Origin of the sequence: Fibrobacter sp. UWP2 (assembly GCF_900141705.1) — a bacterium.
Taxonomy (GTDB): domain Bacteria; phylum Fibrobacterota; class Fibrobacteria; order Fibrobacterales; family Fibrobacteraceae; genus Fibrobacter.
Genome location: NZ_FQYM01000001.1, coordinates 250507 through 276535, shown reverse-complemented (window position 1 = coordinate 276535; position 26029 = coordinate 250507). Strand labels below are relative to the sequence as shown.

The window sequence follows — 26029 nt, the reverse complement described above, 5'->3', positions numbered from 1 at the left end:
TGTCCTTTGTTATTGTATTTGATTCCATGTAGTTGAAATCTGTACAATATCGTGCACTAAATGTACGAATTTTTCAAGGTCGAAGGGGTTGTATTGGGCTAAAACTGGGCAAAATCGGCACCAGCTTTCCGGAATGGACCGTTCGGCGGAACCACTAATGGCAAGCACGTGCACCAGTCCGGAACGCTGGAAGTCACTGCGCAGGGCTTCGGGGATGCCGCTCTTGTCGCCCGCCAGTAGCCCGAGCAAAAGCCCGGTCTCGGCGGGGGCCAGGTACTCCTCGAACCTCGATTTGATCCACATGCGAAATGCATAAAAACTGCGTTCGGGAGTCCAGTGCCCGCGCCAGGAGTCCCAATGCGTGAACTTGCCGTAGGCGGCGAGCCCTTGGCTTTTGAGCCAGCCACGGGTGTCGAAGCCTCCGGGGACGGTTGGTGGCGTGATGGGGTACCAGCTGGCTTCGTAGCAAATAGAATCGCCTGGCAGGGGCAATGCCCGCAATTCGCGTTTTTCGGTGAGGCGGACGCGTTGGCTGCTTGCCACAATGAACGCGGTCCCGTTTGCCCTCGGCATCACCGTCTCTACGATGCCGCACCCTTTGGCGCGTGGCACTTGCCAGAGGTCCCGACTGGCGGAGCTTGAAGCGGCATAATGGCTGGCGATCCCGACCAAAAGCGAAAACAAGATGGACCACTGGACGCCCTTTGGAAAAAAACGTATAGACATGGCGAGCGGCAAAAGCAGAACCGGAGCGAATTCTGGGCAGTTGAAACTCGCGTAGGTGGCCATGAGTACCAGGGCGCTGGTCAGTGCCGGTTTCCCTGTGAGAGGGGTCAATAAATCTTGTAGCGAAACATTTATTTTACCCCGCCATATGCCATATTGCCGTTTCATTTTTATACCTTTACCTTGAATGGTTTGATGCAAACTGTTGTCTATTAAACGGAATTTTGACGGAAAATGTGCCATTTTGATTTGAAAAACTTTTTTTCTCCGATGCACGTCATTTTGGCGGCGCTTTTTTGCCTTTTTGCCGCCTGTTCCGAAGAATCCGATCCTGAAATCAATCTTCTTCCAGATAGCGGGGTTCGTTTTACCTTGTTCCCCAACGACGAGGCGGTGAACGACTCCATCGCGGCGAACCTGGCCCATGGCGTCAAGCTCCAGCTCCATCCCAATGCAAGCTACGAGCTTTCTTTTGATAGGAGTGGAGCCGAAAAGGCGCCCGTACTTCAGTTATACCGGCTGTACGAGCAAACGGAGACTCAGTTCAAGGTCCACAAGGTCCGCGAACTTGAAGGGGAATTTGTGGGTGACCGGATTGTGTATCGGTTTGTCTGTGAAGAAAACGAGATGATTTACTGGGCTACATCTTTGTTGGACGGAGAAACTTTTTACAGGGGTCCGACAAAAAATGTGAAATTGACAGGCGAAGGGGCCTATTCGGACCACATGAGCATTAACCTGGTTGCGGTGGGAAAAATCTTGCCGACGAAGGACAGCGTCGATGTGGACAGCCTTGCAAATCTTATGCTCAAGGATTTCCGCAGGTATTACAGTACAATCAAGGTCGATACGCTTTACGTGCGCTATGCTCACGAGCACCCGACTCTCGGGAAAAAATACCCGGCAGACGAGCCGTGGCGTGCAGGCTACTCGTCAGATGATATGTACCTGTCGGAGTTGGGAGGCTGGCCCGAGGCGAATCTCAGGAATGCCTTGGACATTGTCTACATGCATCGTATTGAGGAAGAGGGCTCCTTGGGTTTTGCCGCGCTCTTCAGTGGCAACATGGGTGGCGGAAAAAGAAGCACCGTTATTGTGGGAAACCGCATATACGCGCCCTCCCTTGGTGGCGAAGTGCCTTTGACGTCCAAGGAGATTGTGGAAAGCGCCTTGCACGAGACCGGCCACTTTTTTGGCTTGCGTCACACGACTACGACACCCGGGGACTGGGAAGCGGAGGGCGATTACTCCAATCTCGAAGACGGCATCGAAGAAACCCCCTATTGCATAAATTTGATTTTGGGCGGGTACATGAGTGTGAATGACGACGAGATTGGCGGAGTCGCACGCAAGTACTATTTTGATGCCAAGGCGTTTGAGATTGAGGACTGCCCCGATGCGAGCAATGTCATGTTCCCGGCGGCTACCGAATTGCCGTATGAAGGGTTTTCTCAAAAGCAACTCGAAATTGTCCGCAAGAACTTGATGATTTTTCCACACTGATTTTAATTGCCCTCGTTATGAAAGCAACTCATTTTTCTGAACCGGCACAACTGATTGCCTTCGTGCTTCAAAAAGGCCCTGAATGGGACCCTGTCGTAGTCAACTTGTTGGAGTCTACCTGGGGGCCTCTCCGTTACAAAGGCAAATTGTTCCCCTTCGATAAAACGGACTACTACACTCCCGAGATGGGGGACGGCCTGTTCCGAGGGGTGGTGAGTTTTGAAAAGTGCATCCCTCCCGAGACCATTGCGCAAGAGAAGGCTCGCAGCAACGCCTTGGAACTCACGACGGCTTCAAGCGACAACTCCGACCATCGCCATGTGAACGTGGATATCGGTTACATGGACTTGGATAAGGTTGTTTTGCCCAGCTACAAGCGGGGGCCGTTCAAGCTCTATGCCGGTGGCGGTGTGTGGCTCGACATGCTCCTCACCTACGCCAAGGGGGAGTTCCACCCGACAGCGTGGGCGTTCGAGGACTTTAAGCGGAACCCGTACCAGCACGACTTGCAGCTTATTCGCGAGCGTTGGCGTAAATCGGCCAAGTAGTTTTGGCAAACAAAAAAGCCTCGGCAGTGCCGAGGCGAAATTTTTGGATTCGCTAGGAATTACTTGTTGGCCTTGGCGGCTTCGTAAGCGGCAAATTCGGCGTTGGCGTCACCGTAAGCCTTGGCGGCGCGGAAGCGGGCGACGTCAGCCTGCTGGGCGGCGAGTTCGGCTTCGAAGGCTTCACGCACGAGCTTCGGGTCCATGGCCATGATGGCGTAGACCTTCACAGTGTTTTCCTTGGCTTCGGTCTTGATCTTGATGATGGTAGCACCGCGGAGCGTGGTCGAAACGACGTTCTTCTTCACTTCTTCAAAGTGTTGGGTCAGTTCGCTGCCCACTTCTTCGGCGTAGGCGCGGGTCAGGTTCTGGAGCTTGGATTCCAGTTCGCGGCCAATGTCGGTACGGGCGTTCAGGTCGGCCTTGTCATAGGCGATCTGTTCGTCCTGGGATTCGCCAATGCCAAAGCCGGCGACGACGCCCTTCTGGATGAGTTCGTTCTTTTCTTGTTGCATTTCGGCAAGGGCGCTAGCAGCCTTTTCTTGCGGGGTGCTTGCGCAGCCTGCCAAAAGGGCGAGGGTAGCGAGTGTGGCGAGTAACTTTTTCATGAGATTCTCCTTGAGATGTTAAACTTTTGATGTAAAGGTATTTTAATGTTTTTGTAAAGTCAAGAGATTTTTATCAAAAAGTGTTTTTTTGCACATTTTATCTGAAAAGGGGCGCTACTAGGGCTAAGGCTTTTGCTATAACGATTCTTTTATCTATGATTTGTCTAAAATTTTACATATATTTGAAGCATATGAAGTTCTTACGAAAATCTCTTCTTTTGACGGCTACGGTTTCGGCCGCTCTTGTGATTGCAGGATGCAAAGAGGAACCCAATCCCAAAGCAATGGCGCAAAATGAAGCTTCCGCAGTAGCTCCTGACGAAGATGCTCCTGTAAAGTCCAAAATAAAGGCCAAGGTCCGTAAGTCGGTTGGTGAAACCGAGTTGTCCAAGAATCAGGGCGAAACCTGGAAGCGCTTGATTACGGGGCAAAAGGTCGTTGAAAATAACAGAATTCGTACGGCGGTGGAGTCCGAGGCCGTTTTGGCGGTGGAGGATGGTTCTTCTTTGTGGATTACGGAACGTTCTGACGTCACGCTTACCGTGGAAATGTTGGATTCCTTGAACAAGAGAATCTCGATTAAGATTGAAAACGGTCAAGTGCGATTTGACGTTCAAAAGCAGGTGGACGGCAATACCATGGAATTCAGGACCGGTACGGCCGTGGCTGCCATTCGTGGTACGGCGGGCTTTGTCGGTGCAGTGAACGGCAAGATGGTCGCCTCCTTGAAGGAAGGCCGGATCGATGTTACCGACAATAAGAGTGGCAAAGTGGAATCCATTACCGCGAACCAGACGGTGGTCGTTGACGAAAAGCAGGGTGTTGTGAAGATGGACTTGGGCGCTTCTGGTACGGGAGCCCTTTCCAAGACATTGGACTCTTTGCTGGCGGCGGCTCCCGAAGCCGATGTGGCGAAGGAACTTTCGGCTGTCTTGAAAAAGTTCGATGCTAGCTACAAGGAACGCCGTGCCGCATTCGAAAAGAACTTGCGTTTCCAGGCTTCGGCGCTGCCTGCCGAGGTGTTTTTCCCGAACGTGACGTTGCAGGCCCGTGTGAACCCGGGCGTGATTGTGACGGTGCTTGGCGAAGTAGATACGGTTGGTGCAAACGGCGTTTACCAGCGTACCTTTGAATGGGGTGATGACGCTTATGGAACCAAGCGCTTCCTCGCCAGCTGCAGCGACGGTGACGTGGAAATCCCGTGCTTTATGTGGACCACGAATTACGTGGCTCCGACAGCACAAGGCGAACCTGCCGCCGAACAGCCCGCAGCTGAGCCTGCGGCTGAGACGGCAAAGCCGGCTGCGCAAAGCCAGGCCGCTCCTGCGGCAAAGGATGTGAAGTTGTCTGTCAAGTTTGGCGGTGCGCGTTCCGAACGCGTCCACCACACGGGCGAATATACGGCAAATATGAAGGTCAACCTTTCTGGAATTACGGCGGGCGACCTGGGTCAGATCAAGTCCATTGTGTTAAAGCGCAAGGGCGCTGTTGTCGAAACGGTGAACGCCAATGCCATCAATTCGCTTAGTTACGAGTTCTCGGCGAAGATTCCGCAAAATACGATTGCGAACTTCGAAGTCGTTGTGACAACCCAGAATGGCAAAACATACAGTGCCAAGAAGACGTATGAAGTTTATTGCAACCCGCGTAACCACCAGGGCGGCGAGAATCTCGTGAGCCTGGAAGAGGAATACGACATGGTCAAGCAAAGAGGAATGTTGAAGGAAGAATAAGAGGTCCTTATGAAAAAGAACATGAAGATGATTTTGGCTTGTGGTTCTGTGTTGGCGTTTGCCGCATGCGCATCGAACCCGCCTGAGAACAACGACCCTGCCCGCCAGCGTGCCGCCGCCGCTTACGACGCCGCCGACCAGGAGTTTGGCGAATCTGCCACAGGTTCTATAAAAAAGAATGACGATGCTGGAACCCCCACCATTGCTGTGTCCAATGCCAAGTTCAAGTCCCGCCCCACGGTGCTTGTCGCCCCGGCCATGGGCAGGACAGACAATCCTTCTATTGAAGTGATTCGCAAGAACCCGCTTGCAAAGACTGCCATGGAAGTCATCAACGCTTACCTCTCGACTCGAGACTACAGCGTGATTGGCCTCGAAAGCCAGGCACAACTCGATGAAGTGGTGCAGTTGCAAAACGATATTGCCGGTAACGATGAAGACTTGGCCTATGTGGCAGGCTTGAGCGTTGGTGCCGACATCAATATCACTTATTCTGGCAGCATTCAAGACGAGAACATCGTCATTGATTTGAATGCTACCGAAGCCTCGACCGCCAACTTGCTCGCCAGTGAGTCTGTCCGCATGAAGGACGAGGGTGAGGGCATGCGCGTGCTGGTGCAAAAAGCCATGCAAGAGGCGATTGTAAAACTCGAAAACAAGGTGCGTGACCGTTTGGCTGCTGACCTCGAGAAGGGCGTGCAGTACAAGGTGGTGGCTCACTTGACGGGTGAATTTACCGATGAACAGGCCGAAGAAATCTCCAACATGGTTTCTGTCCAGATTCGCAAGAAGTTCAACAAGATGCAGGTGATTTCGATGAGCCGCAATACGTTTGACGTGCTCGTATTTGCCGATCCGAACACTTACGATGATGCCCAGATGGTTTATAGTGTGTTCTATGAAGGCTTGGAGAACCTTGCCAAGGTGCGTAAGCAGAATATCACAAAGAAACTGATTATTCTCGAGATACAATAATATGAATAAGTTAATTGTCGCGGTACTACTCGCTCTTGCCACCATGGCTTCGGCGGCAACAGTCTCCTATACGGCGGTTTCAAAAAAATCGCAAAAGGAAGCCGACCAGCTTGCCATGGACGGCCTTGCCAAACAACTCCGCTCTAGGGTGGAGTCTGAGTTTGCCGTGACAAAGACCGAGGATGCAGCGGGCAACATTTCGGAATCGGTTTTGAGCAAAAAGAAGGTGTCTACCGACATCGTCATCAAGGGCGCCAAAATTATCCACGGCCCCAAGCAAGATGGCATGTTCCAGGCGACCGCCTCGGTGGATACCGAACAGATGGCGTCCAAGATTCGTGTGGATTTGGCTGCGGTTCAAGACAAAATGAAGGAACTGGACCCAATTATCCGCAAGGACATTTTAAATGGCGATTACCGCAAAATGACGACGGACATGATTGCCTTTGAAAAACTTGCCGACGAATACGCCTTCAACCTTGAGAATCTCTCTTGCCTGCAAAAAATCCCGCCGGAGCTCAAGCTGGAAACGGCCATGGGCAAGCTGGTGGATTTTGTGGTGACGAACCTTTCGACAGTCAAAATGGAAACCGATTTGACCAGCGAGGCCTTGATGGTGACCATCACTGACGTGGCTGGCCCGGTAGAAGCGTTCCCGATAGCCTTGACGCAAGACAACAAGGACTTGGCCCACGAAAAGACGAATGCCTCGGGCGAAGCCGTATTCTCGCTTGCCCAGGTAAAAAAGAGAAAGCCCACAGGCGAAGTGACCGTGCATGCCGACTTGAACTTCAAGTATGTGCGTACGGCGAACTTCATTACGCAAACGGTGAGCTATGCGAGCGACAAGAGCAGCTGCACATTCCAGTTTGTTTGTGATGGTCCTGCCGAAGCGTGCGGCGCTTTGCAAAAGTACTTGAACGATTCGGGTCTCCCGACGCTCGACAAGCCGGGACTCCCCAAGCTCTCGGCAAAACTCACGTTCAGTGACAAGTTCAACAGCGGCAAGACACTTTGCACTTCGCGCGTAACGGCGACTCTTGAATCGGGCAAGGTCCAGCTGACCGAGAACGCCCAAGGCGTAGGACGAGATGCGGACGCCGCCCAGTCGAAGGCGGTTCAAAAGCTTCCCGCCACAAAGATCTTTGACGCCTTTACCAAGGCTTGCAAATAAATAAAGATTGGCGCGGTTCTTGGAACCGCGCTTTTGCTTTAGCGTAAAATGCGGCCGAGGGCAACAACGGCAGCTGTCCTTGCGCGAAGCCTTGTGCTCCCTAAGTTGAGCAGGTGGATTTTTCCGCCTGCGTGTTTTTTTACGAGCTCGATTTCGCGGGGCGAGAAACCACCCTCGGGTCCCACCAGGAGCGTAACGGGGGTCGTGTCTCCCGAAACAGGGTCCACGCAAAAATCCTTTTCGCCGTCAATGTCGCACAGGACCAAGTCGCCCTGGTACGTCTCGAGCCACTTGTCGAATTCAACGGGGCCCTCGATGCGTGTGAGCCACGGCTTTTTGGATTGCTTTAGGCTTACCAGGCTTTTGAGTTCGGAGCGGCGCACTTGCTTGTGCAGGTCCGAGTTCTTGGGCTCCTGCGAATAGTCGGTGCGCAAAAACACGATGCTCTCGATTTCGGTTTGGGCGGCATGGAAAACGACCTCCTCGAGGGCGTCGTCCTTGAGGCAGCCGATGGCAAGGCTTACGTGCGGTCGCGGGCGCGGGGCGTCCTCTACCGAGTCGACCCGTACTTCGCATGCCTTGGCGTCGGCTTTCACGATGGTCGCGTCGGCGTAGTGGCCGAGCCCGTCGCAGAGCTCCAGAGTGTCGCCCACGGCGGCGCGGCATACGCGTACGGCGTGGGAACTTTCGTTTTCGTCGAGCACGATGTTGCCACAGGTAATGAGCGGGCAGTAAAAACGGCTATCGGGAGTCTTCATGCCCCAAAAATAAAAAACTCCGGCGTCTTTTTGCTAGATTTAAAGTACATGAGCCACAAACCGGTAAAGGCAGTCGTTTTTGACCTGGATGGGACGCTTTATTTGAGCGGTCGCCCGTATCCTGGTGCCGTCGAGACGGTAAAGCGGGTTGCCAAACAGGTGCCTGTTTACTACTTGAGCAACAATACCAGCAAATCCCCGGTTTTTTACGAGAATCGCCTCAAGGTCATGGGTCTTCCCTTAAAGGGGGACTCCATTATTTCGGCGTTGTCCCTATCTTTGGATGCCATCCACGAAAAGGGAATCAAGAATGTCTTCTTTTTTGCGAACCCCGAAGTGTACGAGTGGTTTGCTGCGCAAGACCCCAGCTTGAACCTGCGCCCCTCTGTAGAAGATACGGAACTGGTGCTAGTGGCTTACCACAACAGCTTTGACTACCGCGAGCTTTGCGAACTCAGTTTCCGCGTGCAGCGTAAAATCCCGTTCTGGGTGACGCACACCGACTTTGTTTGCCCCGATGCCCGCGGTCCGGTGCCCGATATCGGGAGTTTCATGGCACTTCTCAAAACGGCGTACGGCGTGGAACCCGAACGAAGCTTTGGCAAGCCGAATCCGGCGATGCTTGAGGGGCTTCTCAAAAAGTTTGAACCCGAAGAGATCTTGTTTGTGGGTGACCGGCTTTACACGGATTTTGAATTGGCGAAACGTTCTGGTTGCCGTTTTGTGTTGCCTCTTTGCGGCGAGACCAAAAGGTCCGATTTGGAAAAACTCGAGGTCAAACCCGAGTATGTTGTAGAGAACGTAAAAGAAATCGACTTTGACGGATTTTTATCATAATACTTATTGAGGTTGTTCAATGAATCAATTTGTCAAGATTATTCCAGCCTTTGCCCTCGCTTTGGGCGCAGTCTCCTTGGTGGGCTGCGGCGACGACAGCAGCAGCGGCGACGAAGAAGTCGTGTCTTCTGCATTCAATCTCGAGGGCTCTTTCGAGATTGACTTGGAGAAGGGCATGTATGCCTACAAGTCCAAGGATTCGACGATGGCCTTTTACAAGCCGGTTTGCAAGGTGGGCACATTGGGCAACTTGGTTTGGAGCAGGGGCGATGAAGATGTGGAACCCGTTACGGCGTTCATCAAGAAGTCGACAATTACTGTCGATGACGGTGAAGAAACTCAAAACTACACCTTTAGCGGCAAGAAGTTCCCGGTAGGCGACTGGCTGGATCCGGATAACGACAAGAAGAGCATCCAAAATGCACAGAGGCTCACCTCGTACAACATGTTCAAGAAGGTGTTCCGTTACAGCGGCAAGTGCTTCTTGAAGGATTTCTACGCTTCGTTCTACAACAGCAATTCCGCCCTCGCCGAATACGATTCGCTATTGAGCGGTTTTTACAAGCGCTTTTTAGGGCCGGATGACGAGTTCAGCGCAAAGACGATGCTCAACGACATCCGCGCCTCGGATTGCGACGAGATGTCGATGTACGACGGCCTCGTGGTTATCAAGATCAACGAACTCAAGGAATCCTCGGGCTCCTACACGGTGAGCTACAAGAATAAATCCTGCCCGATCAAGTTCAACATTCGCTATGCGTTTGAAAAGGCTGACTGCGAAGCCGCCTATGATGACTTTGAAGCAAGCAAGGATGAGGAATTTGTTTTTGACAACTACTGGAAGACCACGGATTACGACGACTACTGCATCGAGGAATTGATTCTCCAGATGAAAAAGGAACAGGGAATCCCGCTCAAGAAGGAAGCTTCCCTCGCTTCTGAAGCCAAGGCGTTTGCAGGCGGAATTGTCGACGTGATGTTTAGCGGCATCAAGTAATGCCCTCGTAAAAAAACAACCAACAAAAAAGCCGGCTACCTAGTAACCGGCTTAAATTTTTTTAGAGAGACCATCAAGCCGATGGTTTTTTTTTGCATTTTGCCGTGGCAAAGATGCCGAGGGCAATAAGGAGAATGGCGGCGACCAGGCTCACCTTGAGGCAGGCGTGGAACGGAGTGCTGCGGTATTCCATGCGCACTTCGGATTTGCCCTTGGGAATCTCGACGGCGCGGAGGGAACCGAACGCCTTGTAGACCTTCGCCGGAGCACCGTTGACTGTCGCGTGCCAGTAGGGATGGTAGTTGCCGGCGACGACCATGAATCCGTCGCGGTCGCTCTCGACCTGGAACACTTGCGTGTCCATCTTGGGACTTTCGACCAGTTTGGCATAACCTTGGGCGACGCCGCCTTGGCCAGCGTGTTCCGGTGCTTCGGAGAGGATCACCTTTTCGCGGTAATAGAAGGCGTTGGGGTCGTCGTCGGGCTCGACCTCGGCGGTTTGCGTGGAATCGGCGTCGGTGCTGTCGGCAGGTGCTGCAGCAGTAGTGTCGGCGGATTCGGTGACGGCGGGCTCCGGGGCCTTGGGCTTGCGGATGGCGGCCTTGGTCTTTAAGGTGCTGATGGCTTCGGCATCGCTCATCACGACAGATTCACCGTAAATGTAGGCTTCGCCCATGGCGGTGGGAATCGGCATGTAGGTGGTGCCGCGCTGTGTATCAAAGATGATGGCGCCAATGTTCATGAGGTCGAGGAACGGATGGGCTGCATCGGGGTTGTTGATGTTCTGCAAGAAGTTCTCGTTTTGCTGCCCGCCGCGGAATTCGCGGTAGGAGGCGAGTTCGTTGTCGTGGATGCCAGCGGCGTTGCGCATGTGGTATTGCGGGAAACTGTTGCCGCTCAATGCCTGCGAGCGGGAAAGGCTCAGCACGCGGGGGGTGTTTTGCGGGTCAGCTTTGTACGGCGCCTTGATGGCGTTGGCAATTCCGTTGTTTGGCTGCAGGTATTCGGCCTTGGCGACATTCTGCACAAAGGCTCCGTCAATAAAGAACAGTTCCACCGCGGCGGCAATGGCGAGGATGGCGGCCTTGGCTGCAATGTTGCCTTTCCATTTGAATGTGCCGATGGCGACGGCCATGATGGCGAAAATCAAGATGAATCCAGGGATAACCTTGCCCGCGGTTGCGTTCATCACGATTTCGTTCAGTGGCTTAAAGTACGGCGCGGCGATGGGGTCGTTCATCAGGTTCTGCCCGCTCATGAGGAATACCCCGATAAAGGCGAATCCCAAAACGATGCAAGCTTGCACAGCGCGCTTTGTGCCAGGGAGCTTGTTCTTGAAGGCGTCCACAAAATTATTGACGCTGAAATCCTTCCCTTGGTCGTCAATGCTCATGATGCCGAGGCATGCGACTGCGTATAGGACAGAAACCACAAGACCGAACGGGCCGATGAAGAGAGTCCAATTGAAACGGGCGACAACGGCGAGCACAAGCAGGAGGGCGAACATTGCGGCGCCATGGAGGAGCGCCCTGCGGCTCTTAAGTGCTTCGGCGGTGTCGTCGGTAAACGCCTTGAGTACGGGACCTGCCATCATCACGAGGAGGAGCGGGAGCCAGAACATCGACATGCCCGGGGCGCGGAAATTCTTGGCGCCGGGGAGTATGTTGTACCATAGCTTGAATAGCGGTGAATGGACGCCCATGCCGTAACTGAGGGCGAGGACGGCGCCGAGACCCCAGAAACACGCCCAGCGGCGCTTGCCGGGGAGGAACAGGCAGAGGAAACCGAGGAAGGTGAGGAGGGCGCCGGCGTTGTTATGGTCCAACTTGAAGCTGTTGTGACCCCAGTAGAACGGGCTCCCCTGGGAACCAGATTCCATCATCTTGCGGTAGTCCTGCATGGTAACGTTCACAAACGAGCTGCCGTTGAGGTCGTTCGTCTTTTCGTCTCGCTCGTAAACGTCGACGCCAATGAACCCGGGCAGCACCATTTGCATGAGTTCTTCTTGGTGCAGGCACCAGCTGGTGGCGTGGCCGTAGTTGGTGTGGTCGCCTTCGCCGCGTACCGATTGCGTGGTGGTGTAAATATATGGCGGGACGACCTGGAAACAGCTCAAGGCGAGTCCGAAGGCGAGTCCTGCTGCCGCAAGGCCAATGCGCTTGCCGCGGGTCTTTAAGCCGTCGCAGTGGAACGCCACCTCGTACAGCGTGTAGAATCCGGCGCCCCACAGGAACATGTAGGTGAGCTGCAGGTGGGAACCCAGGATCATCCAGGTGATGCTCAGGGCTAAAACGATCAGGTAACCGATGCTTGCCTCGCGTACGACTTTACGGATGGCGAGGAGGGCGAGAGGCGCGATGGCGAACACCATCATTTTGCCGTCGTGTCCACCGTAAATGTAGGTGAAGTATTCGGGCGAGAACGCGTACAAGAAACCGAGCAGTGCGCCCCACCATTTGTTGCCGGTCAGGTTCCACGCCAAAAGCATGGCGCTCATGAAGGCAACCCAGACGGTCAAGATGAACTTGAAGCCCACGGCGCGGGCGGGGTCCATTAGGAATTGTGTCCAGACTAGCGGGTGGTAGGCATCGGCGAACAGTGCGTCAATTGTGGGGACGCCCCCCAGTCGGCTGTCGTCCCATTCGGTGACGACGACATTCTCGGCACGCAAAATGCGGCTGCCAATGCCGTTGAGCTGGTCGGAATTCAGCATCAGCTGGTTGGAATCGAAGACGAACTCCCTAAAAACAATGAGGAGAATCGCGAAGAACAGCACGGCCATGGCCGCGAAGAATACGGGTTTCTTGTTCAAAAAGTTCATGATGGAAATATAAAAAAAGCCGGACCTCGGGCCCGGCGGTTGTTTGTGAAATGCAAAAATCTAGTCAAGGGTGTTCTCGTCGACCTTGCTGTACTTGAGGAAACTGTAAATGCCGAATCCGGACAAAATGAGAATTGCCGCAATGACCAGGTACTTGATGATTTTGCCCATGTTTTTTCTCCTGTTTCGTTATATTCCAAATTTATTTGATTTTTTCAAAAAAACAAGCGGTGCTTTGTTAATTCTTGGTAAGAATCATGCAAATTACGGGTAGTTTCTTGTCTACTTCGTTTTCGCTGGGGATTATTTCGCTTTCGATGACCTTGCAGTTGAATTCCTTCACAAAGAATTCAAGCTGGCTGCGGTCAAATCCCAGCCAAATGTGCCCGTGCGTTTCGCGGAAGGATTCTTCTTTGTGCTGGGCGAGGTCGAGCAGGGCGAGCGTTCCACCCGGTTTTAAAATGCGGATGGCCTCCTTGAGGGCGAGGCGCGGGTCGGTCGCGTGGTGCAAGACCTGGCTCATGAGGACGAGGTCCGCATCATTGTCGGGGAGACCCGTCTTGGTCATGTCGGCGACCTTCGGCGTCACATTGTCGATGCCCTTTTGCTTCAAAATCTTTTGGAGTCCGCTAATGACCTTGGGGTCGTAATCCAGCGAGGTCACGTTTTTGCAACGGTTGGCGAGCATCAGGCTCAAGTCGCCGCCTTCGCCACAGCCGATGTCCACGGCGTTCTCGAAAGGGACCATCAGCTTGCTAAACAGGCTGATTTGCGCCTTGAGGCTTCCGCCGGCCTGGTCCAGTTTGTGGATTTGACCTTTGGTTTTGTCGGTGCGGTCTTGCAACGTCTGTTCGGCTCGGCAAAGCAGAATGTCCTTGTCGGGGAGTTCTCCGTAGGCGTCGCGAATCACGGCGAGCATGCGCTTGGAGAGGAGGAGTTCCTCGCTCAAGCGGTAATAGGCCTTGATTCCGTCACGGCGGTCCTTCAGGAGCCCGCAGGCAGAGAGTTTGGCCAAGTGACGGCTTGCGTTACTCTGGTGGATGTCCAAGATGTCCTTGATTTCGTTGACCGTGAATTCGGCCTGGTCCAGGAGCATCAAAATTTTGAGACGCATCTCGTCGGAGATGGCGCCGAACAAATCCATCGTAGGGGTAATCGGTTCGCGTTGCATGTTATCAATATAAGTTTTTTTCTTGTATTCTTCTTGATTGTTGTTAATTTTTAAGGGTGATTGCAGGCTGGATAAAAAAGATTTTTTGCGTGATGGTACTTGCTGTGCCGGCGCTGGCGCAGCCGTACTCCTTGTCGTGGAGCCGCGACATGCCGCTCACGTTCTTTGCGGCCTTTGCAAGCGTTTATGGCAATTACCGCCTGGGGCAAATGGCGGTGCCCAGCGAAGACGATGTTTTGGACGAGTCGCACCTGTTGCCTTGGGACCGTCCTTTTGCGGGGCGGTACAGCGAAGCCGCCGACAAGGCGAGCGATTTGGCCGCGGTCTTTGGCGTGATGCCGCTCGCTGTCGCCGGCTACTCCTGGTATGCGGGCGATGCCCGCGGTTCTGACTTCGGGGCCTATACGCTCATGTTCGCGCAGGCGTTGGCCTTGCAGAGTGGCATAGGGCTCATGGTGCGCTCCATGGCGTTTTGGCCGCGCCCCTACGTTTACGCCACAGATGGCGAAGGCGCCGCCAAAACCGCCGACGCCGAGGGTGAAGCTTACGGGAGCTTTTTTAGCGGGCACACTTCTGCGGCGTTCACGGTCGCCGTCTTTACGGGGGAGTGGTTCAGCGAGCTGTACCCGAACTCACCGTACAAATCCTTGGTGTGGGCGGGGAGCCTTTCGGCGGCTGGCTTTGTGGGCGTGCTCCGCATTGCCGCCGGCAAGCATTTTCCGTCCGATGTGATTGTCGGGGCGCTGGCCGGCACTGGCATTAGCCTCGCTGTGATTGAAATGCACAAAAAAAAGACCCAGCGCGTATCGCTCTGGGCCGGATTCAATAGCGTAGGCCTCACGGCCATGTTCTAGATCACTTGATGGTGCTGGTGAGGCGGAAGGCGAGGCCGAGGTCGGTCATTTCGTTTTCGCTGTACAGGCTGAACTGGAGCTTGGACTTGCCAATGTTCCTTACGAGGGCGACAGTCCATGCCCAGTCGTCGTAAGTCTGTTCGGTCACCTGGTAGAGGTTGTCGCGCTTGTTGATGTATTCCCATTCCACCATGAGGTTGCTCAAGACGTAGTTCAAACCGGGGACGGCAGCCACCGGAAGTTCGGCACCCAGGTAGAACGGCTGGAAGTAGATGCCCGGCTGGTAGTACTTGAATTCGGGAGCGAGGTAGTTCGGGGCGTCGTAGTCAATGTCTTCTTCGTCCTGGGTGTAGATGCAGGCGTATTCGCCGTAGGCACGCAGACCCGGGAAGATGGTGTAGCTCGCGTAAGCGGCCAAACGGTGGGTGAGCAAGGCCGTGTTCTGCACGACGTCAACGGCGTTGGTGCGGTAGGCGACCTTCAATTCCAGGGGGAAGGTGAACTTCATGTCGTCTTCAATGCGCACATAGCCCTGGTTGGCGGTGCCGTTCTTGGCTGCGACCATGGCAGTCAACTGGTTCAAACCGTGCTTCCAGCCCATCTCCACGGCGTTGTGGCTGTAATCACGCATCCAAAGACCGCGAACAGTGAGGTCCTTGTCCACATAGGTACCAAAGTGGGTCGACTGCGACCAGTCGGTTTTCCAACGACCAATCTTCAAGTTCAGGAGGTCCTTTTCACCCAGAGCCCACTTGTAGTTGACCCAGTAGAGGTCGGCGAGAATCTTGTCGATGTTGCTCTTGGTGGTGGATTCCTTTTCGAAGTCGACGCCTTTGACGAGGCTGTTGCCGAATTCCGGGCCCCAAATGCGGAGCATGATGGTAGCGTCCAGGTTGTCGGACTTGTACTGACCGCCAATGTTGGCACGGATCCAGCCGCTGCTGAAGTTGTTGTCTTCGTCGGCGATGGACTTGGTCACCTGGGTCTGGACGTTGCCCTTCAGGTTGAAATCGCCGTCGGCAGCAAAGACTGCGGTTGCCATGCCTGCAACAAGCAGGGTGCTAGCAAATTTCATGAGATTCATGTGCTCTCCTTATGTGGAATCTCGTTGTTTGAAGATTCACATGTGTTAAATTTTGTTGTGAATTTAGAAAAAAAACAACAAAGTTTTTTTTACCCCCCCTTTTTGGGCGTCTTTGAGTATATATTTAGCCCGTTAGTTGAAAAAATCGGTGTAGGTGTAAAATTTGGAGTGTACGATGAATAAATGGGTTTTGGTTGTTTTGGCGTCATCTATGGCAGTCCCTTTTTGTGGCGCTCGTGATTTGGCCCCCAACAAGACGCACGCGGTACTGAATATTTTGTATGTGAACAATGACGACGAGCCGCATGCCAAAAAAAGGCTGGTGTTCGAAGGTCAGCAGGACTCTAAAAAAAGGATTTCGGTTACGACGGACGCCAACGGCGAAGCGGCCATCATGATTCCCCGTGGCGACACCTACTCCATTTTGTGCGAGACGGTAACGGGCATGTTCGATTGCGGTGAAACCCCGTATGTTTCCATGGGGGCGAGCACAGGCGGCGTGACGATCGTGTTTGACGATACGCGCGTGGAACTCACGGGCGTGACGTTTGAACCGGGGAGTGCCGAACTCGTGCCGACATCGCTCAAAACGCTGGATAACGCCATTGCTGGGCTTAAAAGGAACCCCAAGGCCCGTATTGAAATCGAAGGACATACCAGCAGCGAAGGTGGCGATAGCTTTAACCAGCAACTCTCGGCGGAGCGCGCCTACAGCGTGCGCGCCTACATGATTGAACACGGGATTTCCGAGGACCGCGTGACGGCGACGGGCTATGGCTCCAGCCAGCCCAAGGCCGACAACGCCACGGAAGCTGGGCGCAAAAAAAATCGCCGTATTGAGATTCGCGTTCTCAATACGGACGAAGTGGAAACTCACGAACTTTAAAGGCGACGCTTCTACCTGGAGTAGAAGTTCATGTTGAGCCAGGCTTTTTTGCCGTCACTGCTTACGGCAAAGCCGCAGGCGACCTTGGTGTACCTGGGGTTGCGCATATTCAGGTAGTGGCCAATGTAACTGTAGTCCTCGTCTTTGTTGGGGTCGCGCTCGCCGCTGGTGACGAGCTTCTTTTCGTCTTCCCACATCATCTTGGCGTAGTAGTAGGCGATCTTGGTCGTGTCGGTTCCCTGCCAGCTAGTATTGATGTTCGGTCCTGTATTTTGGGCGCCTTCGTGGCAGTCGCCAAAGTGCCCGTGTGCCTTGCCCGATTCCATGTCGGCAGCGGCCTGCTTGTCGGTGCAAGCTTGTAGGCTGTCGGCGGCGAGGGTGAGCGGGGCGACGTTTTCGGTTGCGCGGTAGGCGTTGATGGTGTCAAGGCAGTTTTCGCGCCAGCTCTTAGCGACGACTTCGGCTGTAGAACTGCTTGATGTCGCGGAACTGCTCGGTGGTTCGCTTGCCGAAGAAGTCTCTTCGCTTGCCGAAGACGTTTCTTTTACGGAGCTGCTCGCGGGCTTTGTTTCGCTGCTTGTGGCGTCGCTGGAACTGCTCGGCTTTTCGGTAGCCGAAGAAGTCTCTTCGCTTGTCGACGATGCGTCGGTTTCAGTGTCTGGGATCGGCACGGAGATTTCACCGTGGTCCACACCCGTTCCGGTAGTGTTGCTGGAGTCGTCGGAACAGGCTCCAAGGAATAGCGCGACCGATATTGCGGTGCCCGCGCCTAAAAGCTTCCATAACTTACGCATAATTTTTCCTTTTTTTTTAAAACTCACCGGTGGTTGCCTTGCCGGGGGCTATTCCAGGCTGGCGACACACCTTACGTAGAGACCCTTTTGAACATTCTCGTCGGTGCGGTTGATGTTCTTGCCCACGCGACGGAACTCCCACGAGCGCCCTGTGTTCTTGGTGATGGAGGTCGAGGACCAATAATGGCCTGTGGCACCCTCATCGCAGTATTCGTCCCAGTCCTTGCAGCCGCCGACGCCCAGGTTGTTCCAATCCAGCTTGGACCAGTCCTTTTGAAAGTCACGCCATTCGCCGTCGTCGGGCAGGTGCCAGCCGACGGGGCATGCTTTTTTTGCTTCGGCGTGGGTGTAAAAGCGCCCGTGCTTTTTGCAAAAGACGGTGTCTTCCAAAAAGCATTGCTTGGCGCTTTGCAGGCTGAACTTGAGGTTGGAAGTCATCCAAAGGAGTCCGCTTTTTTCTTCGACTTTGTATTTTTTTCCATCACGCGGGTCGGTCATGACCATGTCTTCTTTGGAGACGTTCTTTTCGGCATAAAGGTTGCGCTCACCCACGCAGCGGATGTTGACTGCGGCGTCCTTGGGTATGCTCACCGGTTTGGCGACGCCGCGCTTGATATCGAGCATCATCGCCCTGCCGTTGGAGCCTGCGATGGCAAAATAGGCGGCGTCCTTGCCCTTGGTGTCTTTCTTCTTGTCGCCCATCAGGTAGTAGCCGCGGGTTTTGCCTGCGAACGACTTGACGTTCGGTTTTTTACGCGGACCCGTGAAACGATCCTTGTAGATTTCGTTCCACTCGGTTACGTCGGGGAGGTGCGTGCCGGTGGGGCAAGCGCCATCCCAGGCTTCTTGCGTATAGAACTGGTTCTTGCCATGGTCGGCAAAGCTGGCGGTCTTCTGAAAATTCAGGTTGTCGGTAAACCAGTTCAACTTGCCGTTGGGCATAGTTTTGTAAGAGTGATGATCGCGGGAATCCACAACGGATGCTGCAAACGTGAGTCCCGTACCCAAAATGCAGGCCACAGCCAAACGGCCCAAAATACCCATTTCCACACCTCGATTCGATGTCAACTAACAGTATTACACCTTTAATATATACCGAAAACGGGAGTTGAGGAGCCTCCCGAAAAAAAATCTCAAAAAATAATGTTTACAGAGAAGATTTTTGGGACTATATGCCCCGGAATCCGTCGTCACCGAGCTGGATTTTGCCCTCTTTGAACAAAGTCCCCAGGATTTTTTTGAACGTTTTTTTGGACATTCCGAACTCCTGGCGTATTGTTTCGGGGTCGGTGTGGTCGCCGTAGGGCAAAAATCCGCCTGCGGCCTCGAGCTTTTCCATGATGGCGGCGGGACTCTCGCTGTTCATGATCCCCTTGTACCCAACGGGAGTCAGATTCAGGGTGATTTTGCCGTCGCTGGTGAAACGCTGGATGTAGCCCGTCATGGTGTCGCCAATGTAAATGCGCGGTGTACCCGGCTGCACCATAAGGCGGCCCGTGTAGCGGTAGTTGACCAAAAAGTCCACGTAGTCGGGAGTGACCTCGTAGGCGGCGAGTTGCACGCGTTCGCCAATGTGGAGGTCTTCGGTGTTCAAGTCCAAAAAGCTCTTGATTTTTTCGGTCGCCACGAGGCGCCCGCTCTTTTCGTCTTCAAGCACGTAGACGACGCACTTGTCGCCCCTTTGGAGTTCCCCTAGCTGCTGCTTGAAGGGGAGCATGAGGTCCTTGTTGATGCCCCAGTCGAGGAACGCACCAAAGCGGTTCACTTCCTTGACGGTGAGTACGGCGAATTCGCCCGCCTGGGCGTACGGCTTGTCGAAGGTCGCGATGGGGCGGTCTTCGGAGTCCATGTACACGAACACGTCGACGATTTCGCCCAATTCCAGCTGGAACTTGTTCTGGTTGCCCGGGAGGAGCACGCGCCCGCCGGTCTCCAGTTCCAGGTAGTAACCTTGCGGCATGATGCTCTCGACACGGGCTTTGTTGTATTTTCCAAGTTCCATGCCCCAAATATAGCTTTCTTTTAGCTGAAAAAAATTTGGAAAATTTGACTTTGTCGTAATAATTAGCTATATTATGTGCAGTAAAACAAATGTTCACTATATGCAGCTGCCGGTAAACAAGCAAAACGAGGTCGTAGTGGGCGGGTCGCCCGCCTGGGATGTTTCGCATTTGGATGCGGAACAGCGCGAGGCCGTTACGACGACCGAGGGCTTTGTGCGCGTCATCGCCGGCGCGGGCTCGGGCAAGACCCGCACGCTCACACACCGTTACCTTTACCTGCTCAACGAACTCGGGATTTCGCCTTCGCACATCCTTTGCGTGACCTTCACCAACAAGGCCGCCACCGAGATGAAGAACCGCATCCGTAAAATGGCGAAGGGCGACGATTCGGGCTACATTTCGACTTTCCACGGTTTTTGTGTCCGTTTTTTGCGCGAAGAAATCCACGTGCTCAATTACCCCAAGGAGTTCATGATTTTGGACGAGGAGGACCAAAAGTCCATCCTCAAAAAGGCCTATGGCGAACTCCGTATGCAGCTCTCCGACATGAAGATCAGCAGTGCGCTCGACTTTATTGGCGGACGCAAGGCTAACGAGATGGACCACGTGCCCTTTTTTGCGGAGCACGACGCGGAATCGCTCCTCAAGATGGTGGAGGGTGCCCCCGATAAGTGGATGCGGGTCTACTACCGCTACTTGTACGAGCAAAAGAAGATTTTCGCGCTGGACTTTGACGACCTCATTTTGGTGACCATCTATATATTGCAGCACTTCCCCGAAAAACTCAAAAAGTGGCAAGAGCGTATGATGTATGTGATGGTGGACGAGTTCCAGGATATTGATGGACAGCAGTACATGCTCGCCGACCTGCTCTCGGGTTACCACAAGAACCTGTTTGTGGTAGGCGACCCGGACCAGACTATTTACACCTGGCGCGGTGCCGACGTGAACCGCATTTTGGAATTCGACAAGTTCCATGAGAACACCCGCACCATATTGCTGCAGAACAACTACCGCTCGACGCCCTCGATTTTGAAAATCCCCAACCGGGTCATTAAAAACAACCAGTACCGCATCGACAAACAGTTGAAGCCCATGCGTAGCGGCGGCCGCACGCCCCTCTTTTGCCACGCTAAGAACACGCGCGAGGAGGCGGGGTGGATAGTCTCTCAAATCGAGGGCCTTACTGCCATCGGTGTCAAGCGCCGCGATATCGCGGTCCTTTATCGCATGCATTCGCAGTCGCGCTCTATTGAAGAGGCCCTGATGTCGGCGAACGTGCCGTACAAGGTGTACAGCGGAGTGGGGTTCTACCAGCGGCAAGAGGTGAAGGATGTCATTTGCTATTTGCGCATGCTGGTGTATGGCGACGACCTCTCGTTTGTGCGGACAGTGAATACGCCCAAGCGCATGTTCGGCAACAAGAAACTGGTTGCCTTGCAGGATTTAGCCGCGAGTCTTGGCCTGAACCTGTACGAGACTCTGGTCGAGGTTGTGAATATGGCCCGCTCCGGCGACGCCGTGGCCGACCAGACTCTTAGGGAAACGGGTTTTGACTGCCGCGGTTTTATTGCCAAGAGCCGTGTGGCCGAGTATGTGGACCTCATCGAGAAGTTCCGCCGCGACTACCCGTCGATGCGCCCTTCCGAGACGCTCACCAAAATGCTCCAGGAGAGCCGTTACGAGGAGATGCTCCGCCTCGATGGCGACGACAACCGCCTCGATAACCTCGCCGAGTTCAAGCAGGGCCTCATGGAGTTCGAAAAGTACTTTGAAGAGGACGCGACACTCGACGAGTACCTGCAAAACGTCGTGCTCTTTACCAACGCCGACGAGGACCCGGGCGACAAGGACCAGGTGCAGCTCATGACCATTCACAACGCGAAGGGGCTCGAGTTCCCTTACGTGTTCGTGTGCGGCATGAACGAGGGCTTTTTCCCCGCCAAAAAGGTGCAGACCAAGATCCAGCTCGAGGAGGAACGCCGCCTTGCATACGTGGCGTTCACCCGTGCCGAGGACGGACTCTTTTTGAGTGATGCCGAGGGCGGTGGGGCGGGCGAGGAGGCGGTGCGTTACCCGTCGCGCTTTTTATTGGAGATGGACCTTGCCGACCTGCACATCGTGAATGGCTTTAACGAGGAATGGTACCGCGCTGCGCGGGAGCACATAGCCGAGGCGGATCGCAATCGCGACTTGTTGGGTGACGGACCGCTCGACTCCGCGATGATTCCGAAGGCCGCCTTTGGCGTGGGCGCTCGTGTGCATCACCGCATTCTGGGTTTCGGGACGGTGGAAAAGGTAGATGAAGAGAACTTCGGCTATACAATACGTTTCGACAATGTGGCGACCCCGCGCGCCATCCACTTTGAGTATCCGCTCAAGGCGGTTGTAGAGGGTGACACTACCCCGTTGGCAAATCCTGACACCCACGAATAAAGCGGAGAGTCTCCTTTTCGCCTTTTTCGGCGAGCATCTTCAAAAGGTATAGCAACTTTTGGTAGGTCCTTTCGGTCATCTTTTCGTGGGCGGTGCTCTTGGTGAGGTAGAGTAACGGCGACTTCTGGGTGTAGCCTTCCTTGTTGTACGTTTTGGAGGCGGCCACGCGGTCGCAGAACATCTCCTTGATGTAACGGTCGGGCATGTCCATGGGCACGATCTTTTTGGTGACCAGGTCGTAGTCGTACCAAAATTCAAAGTGGTGCTTGTTTCTGCCCTTGTGGTGCATCCACGCAAGGCTGTAACCCTTTTCGCGGCGCTCGCCGTTGTTGGGCGACTCTTTGCCGGTGCAGTAGATGGCCCCGGGGATGAATTCCGAAGGGCTGTATTTGCTCAAGTCGTGAAAAAGTCCCTGGAATCCAATGCCCGCCTTGAAGCAGAGGCGGATGACTTCGTTCCGGTGCTTGGTAATCGTTATAAAGTGCTTGAGCGGGTGGATCATGGCTCCAAATATATATATTTCCAGTATGAATTCTTCCATCGATTTTATTGGCGATATTCACGGGCATTGCGATGAACTTCGCGCGTTGTTGCAAAAACTGGGCTACGTGGAGTCGGCAGGTGCTTTCCGTTATCCGGGTGGCGCGCGATCGGTGGTTTTTTTGGGCGACTACATTGACCGCGGGCCGCAGGTTCGCGAGACGGTGAACCTGGTGCGAGCCATGCGGGATGCTGGCTCGGCCGTTGCCTTGATGGGTAACCATGAATTTAACGCCCTCAGTTTTTGGCAACCGAATGGAGCCGGCGACGGTCATGTAATCAAGAGTATTCGTGGCGGTTACCTGCGTGAACATACGTTCAACAAGGTGGCGATTCACGTCAAGACGGTGGAAGCCTACAAGGGTCGTCAGGCGGAATTCGCCGAGATGCTCGATTTTTTGAAGACGCTCCCGATCTATTTGGAGACGGACTTGTTCCGGGCTCAACACGCCTGCTTTGACTTGCGCTGTGCCGAGGAACTCAATGCGGCGGGCGTGCAGAGCTTTGCCGATGGCAACTTTGACGAACTCATTGCGCGGGCGAACGACCAGTACAGCGAATACGCGGATTCTCTGTTCTACCCGGTGGACATCTTTTTGAAAGGCCCCGAAATGAACCTGCCCAACGGCATTACCTTTTACGACGGGGAAGGTGTGTTGCGCAAAAGGGCGCGTTTGCGCTGGTGGGTGGACCCGAAGCACGCGACTTTGCGGGAATTGAGTTTCCAGCCGGGGGTGGAACTCCCCGCCTGCGACGTGTCGCCCGAGCTTTGCAACCGCGGCTACTACGGCGAAAACGAACGTCCGGTGTTCTTTGGACATTACTGGCTTACGGGACTTCCCGAACTGATCCGCAGTAATGTCTGCTGCCTCGACTACAGTGTGGCGGGTTGTCGCGGTGATGGGCACTTGGCGGCGTACCGCTTTGACGGCGAACAAGAACTGGATGCACGCAAGTTCGTGTGGGTGGGCTGCGCATGAAAAGGCTCGCCTCGCTCAAGGTGACGGCCCTTGTGCTGATAGCCTTTTTGTTGCTCACTTTTTGGGGCGTGCTGGGCCAGGCGAACGCCGAAGCCGCAGGGCTCTCGGCTGCCGATGCCGCCGACCGCTTTTTCGGAAGTTTTTTTGTGTGGACGCTGGGCGTCATTCCTGTACCCGCCTTCAAGTCGCTTGCTGTCATTGCCAGCTTGAACTTGGTGGCGAGCATGCTCTACCGCATGCCGCGGGTGCGCGGCGTTCATGGCGGCTGGCGGAATCTTGGTCTTTACGGCATGCATGTGGCGCTTCTGGTTTTACTTTTTGGCAGCCTGGTGGGGAGTTCCCTCAGGCAGGAGTACAACGGGTATGCTGTCATGACCGGCGGTGAGGAACCGATGATGGATGCCGACATTGCCCAGGTGAAGTTCTTTGCCGCAGGCGATAGCGTGGGGCAGGCTCCCGTGGATGGAGCGCTTTTCAAAGGTTGGCCATACTCGGTGCAGTATCGCGGTTATGTGGAAATGGCTCCCGGCAAGAATGTGGCTCTTTATAGGGCTGCCTACGATCCGTTCCACTTTGTGCCTTACGCCTTCATGTTTCTTTTTTTGCTGAGCGCTTTTTTCCATTACGCGGTGAAGGTGCGCGTAAAGCGGGACTCCCCCAGGGCGGGTGTTTGTATCCTCGCTCTCGTAGTGAGTGCGACTTTTGCTCCAGTGCCTGCCAGCGCTACCGAAAACACCTATCACGACCTGCCTGAAAGGACCTTGTCGGAGCCTGACGACCCCGTTTTGATGGAGGGCGAGGTGCGCTCCTTCGATTCATTTGCCCGGGGCGTACTGGATGAGTGGATGGGGAAAGTCTCTTACAAGGGAGATAATGCAAAATACTCTGCGAGCGACATTTTGTTCTTTGTTCAGGTCGATTCCCTAAATGCCCGTACGTTTAACTTGTTCAAGGTCCTACGCAGCGATGTTCAAGATGCCTTGAACCTGCCCAGGGATCAACGCTACGTGAGTTACAACCAGCTGAAGGATTCCCGGGGGCTTTTGGAACTGTATGCCAGCCGAAACGACGAACATCCGGCGACCTTGGAAATGAAGCGTCTTTTGGCAAATCTTCAACTCTACGATGCCATTGAACGGGGCGATTTCAAAAAGTCCAAAGAACGGGGGCGCACAAAGTCGGAAGTCTCCTACAACAAGATGAATTTTTCGCTGTGGGCGTTTATATTCGCCTTTATAGCGAGCCTTTTATCTGCGGTCAATCTCATTTTCAGGTCCCGCAGGGTAGATTTCGTGGCGAACGGGGCGTGTATGTTGTCGGCTGCGATTCTTGCTGTGCTGTTTGCTTTCCGGTTCTACATCCTGGGCCGTCCGCCGCTTTCCAGTTTGTACGAAATCGTGCTTCTGATATCGCTTTTGTTGCTCGCCTTTGAATCGGGGGCGTTCCTCCTTTGCAAAAGACGCACGTTTTCCTTGATGATTCCCGTTGCCTTCATGGCTGCGCTGCTCCTCTTCTTTGCCAAGTTCATTCTGGAGCCTGGGAACCTATTCCAGCCGATTCCCGCAGCGCTCAATTCCTCTGTATTCCTTACGGTACACGTGTTTACCATTGCGCTTGGCTTTGCCGGGATGATCCTTTCGGGAGTGGTGGCGCACCTGGTTTTGATTAGGAATCGAACGGCACTCCCGACGCCCGAAAACCCGAAGGGCTCGCCGCTTTATGCCCTGCTGAAAGGAACGCTTGCTTTCGGTGCGCTGTTTACTATAATCGGTACGCTGCTCGGCGGTGTGTGGGCCGACTTTGCCTGGGGTCGCTTTTGGGGATTTGACCCCAAGGAATGCGGAGCGCTGTTCGTAATTCTCTGGGCGATGCTCGGGCTTCACCTGCGGGTGGGCCATTTGGTGAGCGCCCGCGGGTTCGCCTTGTTCAACAGCTTCAACGTGATGGTCACCTTCCTCTGCTGGTTTGGGGTAAACTTGCTCGGTGTGGGACTCCACAGCTACGGCTTCCAAAACGGTACGGCGGCATGGCTCATAGGCTTTGTAATGGCAGATTGTCTTGTTTTGTTGCTAGTTTATCGCAAAAAAGTGCTAAAAAGGTAATTTGTGTGCTTTTGTAACCCTTAAAGTTGTTATTTTAACATGGGGCCTACGGTGTTGTTTTGAAAAAACAATAAAAATGGAGGAATCCATGATTTTCAAGACAATTTATTATTCGCTGTCTATCATCATTATGGGGCGTTTGATTGACTGAGCCTTCTCTAAAAAAGCTATACTTGTTTTGTAAAGTGCTAACAAATAGGAGCTTTTATGTTAGTTAAAAAGTTGGCTTTTTTGTTGTTTGCGGTGACCCTGTTCGGCTTTGTTGCTTGTTCCGACAATAGTTCCTCGGCGGAAATTGAACTCCCCGATAGTACTAAGACCATGGACGATTTGTTGAACAATTTTGGCACCGCCTGCACCAAGAGCAAAAAGTGCGAGCGCGTCAGGATTGAAGAATGGGACGGTGACTTTGCCGAATGCGATGGTGCCGGTACCTGGACTCGTGTTGCCGAGGACAAAAGGTCGTCAGCCTGCTCCTCCAACTAAAGCCTTTTCGTATTTC

General features: G+C 53.9%; 23 protein-coding genes. 13 read left to right on the top strand and 10 right to left on the bottom strand.

Features of this window, described 5'->3' with window-relative positions; genetic code table 11:
* Positions 1-9: 9 nt before the first annotated feature.
* Positions 10-837 carry a ComEC/Rec2 family competence protein gene (locus BUB55_RS01205; protein WP_159431908.1) on the bottom strand — a complete coding sequence of 276 codons (828 nt, stop codon included), beginning with the start codon at positions 835-837 and terminating at the stop codon, positions 10-12.
* Positions 838-996: 159 nt separating this feature from the next.
* On the opposite strand from BUB55_RS01205, the gene BUB55_RS01200 reads away from it, so the two are divergent.
* Positions 997-2229 (top strand): zinc metalloprotease, encoded by a 1233-nt coding sequence (locus BUB55_RS01200; protein WP_073187458.1) that lies wholly within the window; start codon positions 997-999, stop codon positions 2227-2229.
* Positions 2230-2246: 17 nt separating this feature from the next.
* Positions 2247-2777, top strand: coding sequence for a DUF4416 family protein (locus BUB55_RS01195; RefSeq protein ID WP_073187456.1), 531 nt, complete (start codon positions 2247-2249; stop codon positions 2775-2777).
* Between the two features lie 59 nt (positions 2778-2836).
* On the opposite strand, the gene BUB55_RS01190 is transcribed toward BUB55_RS01195, so the two are convergent.
* Positions 2837-3382, bottom strand: coding sequence for a hypothetical protein (locus BUB55_RS01190; protein ID WP_073187454.1), 546 nt, complete (start codon positions 3380-3382; stop codon positions 2837-2839).
* A gap of 191 nt (positions 3383-3573) precedes the next feature.
* Here BUB55_RS01190 and BUB55_RS01185 point away from each other — a divergent pair, with 191 nt between their 5' ends.
* From BUB55_RS01185 to BUB55_RS01175, 3 genes are read left to right on the top strand one after another with little or no spacing between them, the layout of a single operon-like run.
* Positions 3574-5115 carry a FecR domain-containing protein gene (locus tag BUB55_RS01185; RefSeq protein ID WP_159431907.1) on the top strand — a complete coding sequence of 514 codons (1542 nt, stop codon included), beginning with the start codon at positions 3574-3576 and terminating at the stop codon, positions 5113-5115.
* Positions 5116-5124: 9 nt separating this feature from the next.
* Entirely contained in the window at positions 5125-6090 is a 966-nt protein-coding gene (locus BUB55_RS01180) for a hypothetical protein (protein WP_073187450.1), read from the top strand.
* A gap of 1 nt (position 6091) precedes the next feature.
* On the top strand, positions 6092-7264 hold the full coding sequence (locus BUB55_RS01175; protein ID WP_073187448.1) for a hypothetical protein: 1173 nt from the start codon (positions 6092-6094) through the stop codon (positions 7262-7264).
* Positions 7265-7302: 38 nt separating this feature from the next.
* Here BUB55_RS01175 and BUB55_RS01170 read toward each other — a convergent pair whose 3' ends face one another.
* On the bottom strand, positions 7303-8022 hold the full coding sequence (locus tag BUB55_RS01170) for an RsmE family RNA methyltransferase (protein ID WP_073187446.1): 720 nt from the start codon (positions 8020-8022) through the stop codon (positions 7303-7305).
* Between the two features lie 48 nt (positions 8023-8070).
* Between BUB55_RS01170 and BUB55_RS01165 the strand changes: the two genes are divergently transcribed.
* Both BUB55_RS01165 and BUB55_RS01160 read left to right on the top strand, forming a co-directional pair.
* Positions 8071-8859: an HAD-IIA family hydrolase gene (locus BUB55_RS01165; protein ID WP_073187445.1), complete on the top strand. Its 789-nt coding sequence runs from the start codon at positions 8071-8073 to the stop codon at positions 8857-8859.
* A gap of 19 nt (positions 8860-8878) precedes the next feature.
* Positions 8879-9856, top strand: coding sequence for a hypothetical protein (locus BUB55_RS01160; protein ID WP_073187443.1), 978 nt, complete (start codon positions 8879-8881; stop codon positions 9854-9856).
* A gap of 73 nt (positions 9857-9929) precedes the next feature.
* Here BUB55_RS01160 and BUB55_RS01155 read toward each other — a convergent pair whose 3' ends face one another.
* Positions 9930-12677 carry a YfhO family protein gene (locus BUB55_RS01155; protein WP_234971747.1) on the bottom strand — a complete coding sequence of 916 codons (2748 nt, stop codon included), beginning with the start codon at positions 12675-12677 and terminating at the stop codon, positions 9930-9932.
* 238 nt (positions 12678-12915) lie between these two features.
* Positions 12916-13848, bottom strand: coding sequence for an ArsR/SmtB family transcription factor (locus BUB55_RS01150; protein WP_234971746.1), 933 nt, complete (start codon positions 13846-13848; stop codon positions 12916-12918).
* Positions 13849-13940: 92 nt separating this feature from the next.
* Between BUB55_RS01150 and BUB55_RS01145 the strand changes: the two genes are divergently transcribed.
* Positions 13941-14702 carry a phosphatase PAP2 family protein gene (locus BUB55_RS01145; RefSeq protein ID WP_073187442.1) on the top strand — a complete coding sequence of 254 codons (762 nt, stop codon included), beginning with the start codon at positions 13941-13943 and terminating at the stop codon, positions 14700-14702.
* A gap of 1 nt (position 14703) precedes the next feature.
* Here BUB55_RS01145 and BUB55_RS01140 read toward each other — a convergent pair whose 3' ends face one another.
* On the bottom strand, positions 14704-15786 hold the full coding sequence (locus BUB55_RS01140; RefSeq protein ID WP_073187440.1) for a hypothetical protein: 1083 nt from the start codon (positions 15784-15786) through the stop codon (positions 14704-14706).
* 175 nt (positions 15787-15961) lie between these two features.
* Here BUB55_RS01140 and BUB55_RS01135 point away from each other — a divergent pair, with 175 nt between their 5' ends.
* Entirely contained in the window at positions 15962-16672 is a 711-nt protein-coding gene (locus BUB55_RS01135; protein WP_073187439.1) for an OmpA family protein, read from the top strand.
* A gap of 11 nt (positions 16673-16683) precedes the next feature.
* Here BUB55_RS01135 and BUB55_RS01130 read toward each other — a convergent pair whose 3' ends face one another.
* The 3 genes from BUB55_RS01130 to BUB55_RS01120 all read right to left on the bottom strand — a co-directional run bounded on the left by BUB55_RS01130 (position 16684) and on the right by BUB55_RS01120 (position 19468).
* Positions 16684-17466, bottom strand: a complete 783-nt coding sequence (locus BUB55_RS01130; RefSeq protein WP_073187437.1) for a CAP domain-containing protein — start codon at positions 17464-17466, stop codon at positions 16684-16686.
* 48 nt (positions 17467-17514) lie between these two features.
* Positions 17515-18510 carry an FISUMP domain-containing protein gene (locus BUB55_RS01125; RefSeq protein ID WP_073187435.1) on the bottom strand — a complete coding sequence of 332 codons (996 nt, stop codon included), beginning with the start codon at positions 18508-18510 and terminating at the stop codon, positions 17515-17517.
* A 124-nt stretch (positions 18511-18634) separates the two neighbouring features.
* On the bottom strand, positions 18635-19468 hold the full coding sequence (locus tag BUB55_RS01120) for a CvfB family protein (protein ID WP_073187433.1): 834 nt from the start codon (positions 19466-19468) through the stop codon (positions 18635-18637).
* A gap of 100 nt (positions 19469-19568) precedes the next feature.
* On the opposite strand from BUB55_RS01120, the gene BUB55_RS01115 reads away from it, so the two are divergent.
* Positions 19569-21905, top strand: coding sequence for an ATP-dependent helicase (locus BUB55_RS01115; protein WP_073187431.1), 2337 nt, complete (start codon positions 19569-19571; stop codon positions 21903-21905).
* Here BUB55_RS01115 and BUB55_RS01110 read toward each other — a convergent pair.
* Positions 21871-22407: a DUF5662 family protein gene (locus BUB55_RS01110; protein ID WP_073187429.1), complete on the bottom strand. Its 537-nt coding sequence runs from the start codon at positions 22405-22407 to the stop codon at positions 21871-21873. The genes BUB55_RS01115 and BUB55_RS01110 overlap by 35 nt on opposite strands.
* A 25-nt stretch (positions 22408-22432) precedes the next feature.
* Between BUB55_RS01110 and BUB55_RS01105 the strand changes: the two genes are divergently transcribed.
* From BUB55_RS01105 to BUB55_RS01095, 3 genes are all read left to right on the top strand, one after another.
* Positions 22433-23425: a metallophosphoesterase gene (locus BUB55_RS01105; RefSeq protein ID WP_083596806.1), complete on the top strand. Its 993-nt coding sequence runs from the start codon at positions 22433-22435 to the stop codon at positions 23423-23425.
* Entirely contained in the window at positions 23422-25527 is a 2106-nt protein-coding gene (locus tag BUB55_RS01100) for a cytochrome c biogenesis protein (RefSeq protein WP_143152828.1), read from the top strand. The genes BUB55_RS01105 and BUB55_RS01100 overlap by 4 nt, the downstream gene beginning before the upstream one ends.
* 207 nt (positions 25528-25734) lie before the next feature.
* A complete protein-coding gene (locus BUB55_RS01095) occupies positions 25735-26013 on the top strand; it encodes a hypothetical protein (protein ID WP_143152827.1) in 279 nt (92 codons plus the stop codon).
* Positions 26014-26029 lie beyond the last annotated feature (16 nt).

Bases quoted from the DNA above. Each gene is read 5' to 3' on its own strand.
- BUB55_RS01150 (WP_234971746.1), bottom strand. From the start codon at position 13,848: ATGCAACGCGAACCGATTACCCCTACGATGGATTTGTTCGGCGCCATC.
- BUB55_RS01110 (WP_073187429.1), bottom strand. From the start codon at position 22,407: ATGATCCACCCGCTCAAGCACTTTATAACGATTACCAAGCACCGGAAC.
- BUB55_RS01155 (WP_234971747.1), bottom strand. From the start codon at position 12,677: ATGAACTTTTTGAACAAGAAACCCGTATTCTTCGCGGCCATGGCCGTG.
- BUB55_RS01105 (WP_083596806.1), top strand. From the start codon at position 22,433: ATGAATTCTTCCATCGATTTTATTGGCGATATTCACGGGCATTGCGAT.
- BUB55_RS01135 (WP_073187439.1), top strand. From the start codon at position 15,962: ATGAATAAATGGGTTTTGGTTGTTTTGGCGTCATCTATGGCAGTCCCT.
- BUB55_RS01180 (WP_073187450.1), top strand. From the start codon at position 5,125: ATGAAAAAGAACATGAAGATGATTTTGGCTTGTGGTTCTGTGTTGGCG.
- BUB55_RS01170 (WP_073187446.1), bottom strand. From the start codon at position 8,022: ATGAAGACTCCCGATAGCCGTTTTTACTGCCCGCTCATTACCTGTGGC.
- BUB55_RS01165 (WP_073187445.1), top strand. From the start codon at position 8,071: ATGAGCCACAAACCGGTAAAGGCAGTCGTTTTTGACCTGGATGGGACG.
- BUB55_RS01185 (WP_159431907.1), top strand. From the start codon at position 3,574: ATGAAGTTCTTACGAAAATCTCTTCTTTTGACGGCTACGGTTTCGGCC.
- BUB55_RS01145 (WP_073187442.1), top strand. From the start codon at position 13,941: ATGGTACTTGCTGTGCCGGCGCTGGCGCAGCCGTACTCCTTGTCGTGG.
- BUB55_RS01125 (WP_073187435.1), bottom strand. From the start codon at position 18,510: ATGGGTATTTTGGGCCGTTTGGCTGTGGCCTGCATTTTGGGTACGGGA.
- BUB55_RS01160 (WP_073187443.1), top strand. From the start codon at position 8,879: ATGAATCAATTTGTCAAGATTATTCCAGCCTTTGCCCTCGCTTTGGGC.
- BUB55_RS01130 (WP_073187437.1), bottom strand. From the start codon at position 17,466: ATGCGTAAGTTATGGAAGCTTTTAGGCGCGGGCACCGCAATATCGGTC.
- BUB55_RS01115 (WP_073187431.1), top strand. From the start codon at position 19,569: ATGCAGCTGCCGGTAAACAAGCAAAACGAGGTCGTAGTGGGCGGGTCG.
- BUB55_RS01095 (WP_143152827.1), top strand. From the start codon at position 25,735: ATGTTAGTTAAAAAGTTGGCTTTTTTGTTGTTTGCGGTGACCCTGTTC.
- BUB55_RS01190 (WP_073187454.1), bottom strand. From the start codon at position 3,382: ATGAAAAAGTTACTCGCCACACTCGCTACCCTCGCCCTTTTGGCAGGC.
- BUB55_RS01175 (WP_073187448.1), top strand. From the start codon at position 6,092: ATGAATAAGTTAATTGTCGCGGTACTACTCGCTCTTGCCACCATGGCT.
- BUB55_RS01120 (WP_073187433.1), bottom strand. From the start codon at position 19,468: ATGGAACTTGGAAAATACAACAAAGCCCGTGTCGAGAGCATCATGCCG.
- BUB55_RS01100 (WP_143152828.1), top strand. From the start codon at position 23,422: ATGAAAAGGCTCGCCTCGCTCAAGGTGACGGCCCTTGTGCTGATAGCC.
- BUB55_RS01195 (WP_073187456.1), top strand. From the start codon at position 2,247: ATGAAAGCAACTCATTTTTCTGAACCGGCACAACTGATTGCCTTCGTG.
- BUB55_RS01200 (WP_073187458.1), top strand. From the start codon at position 997: ATGCACGTCATTTTGGCGGCGCTTTTTTGCCTTTTTGCCGCCTGTTCC.
- BUB55_RS01140 (WP_073187440.1), bottom strand. From the start codon at position 15,786: ATGAATCTCATGAAATTTGCTAGCACCCTGCTTGTTGCAGGCATGGCA.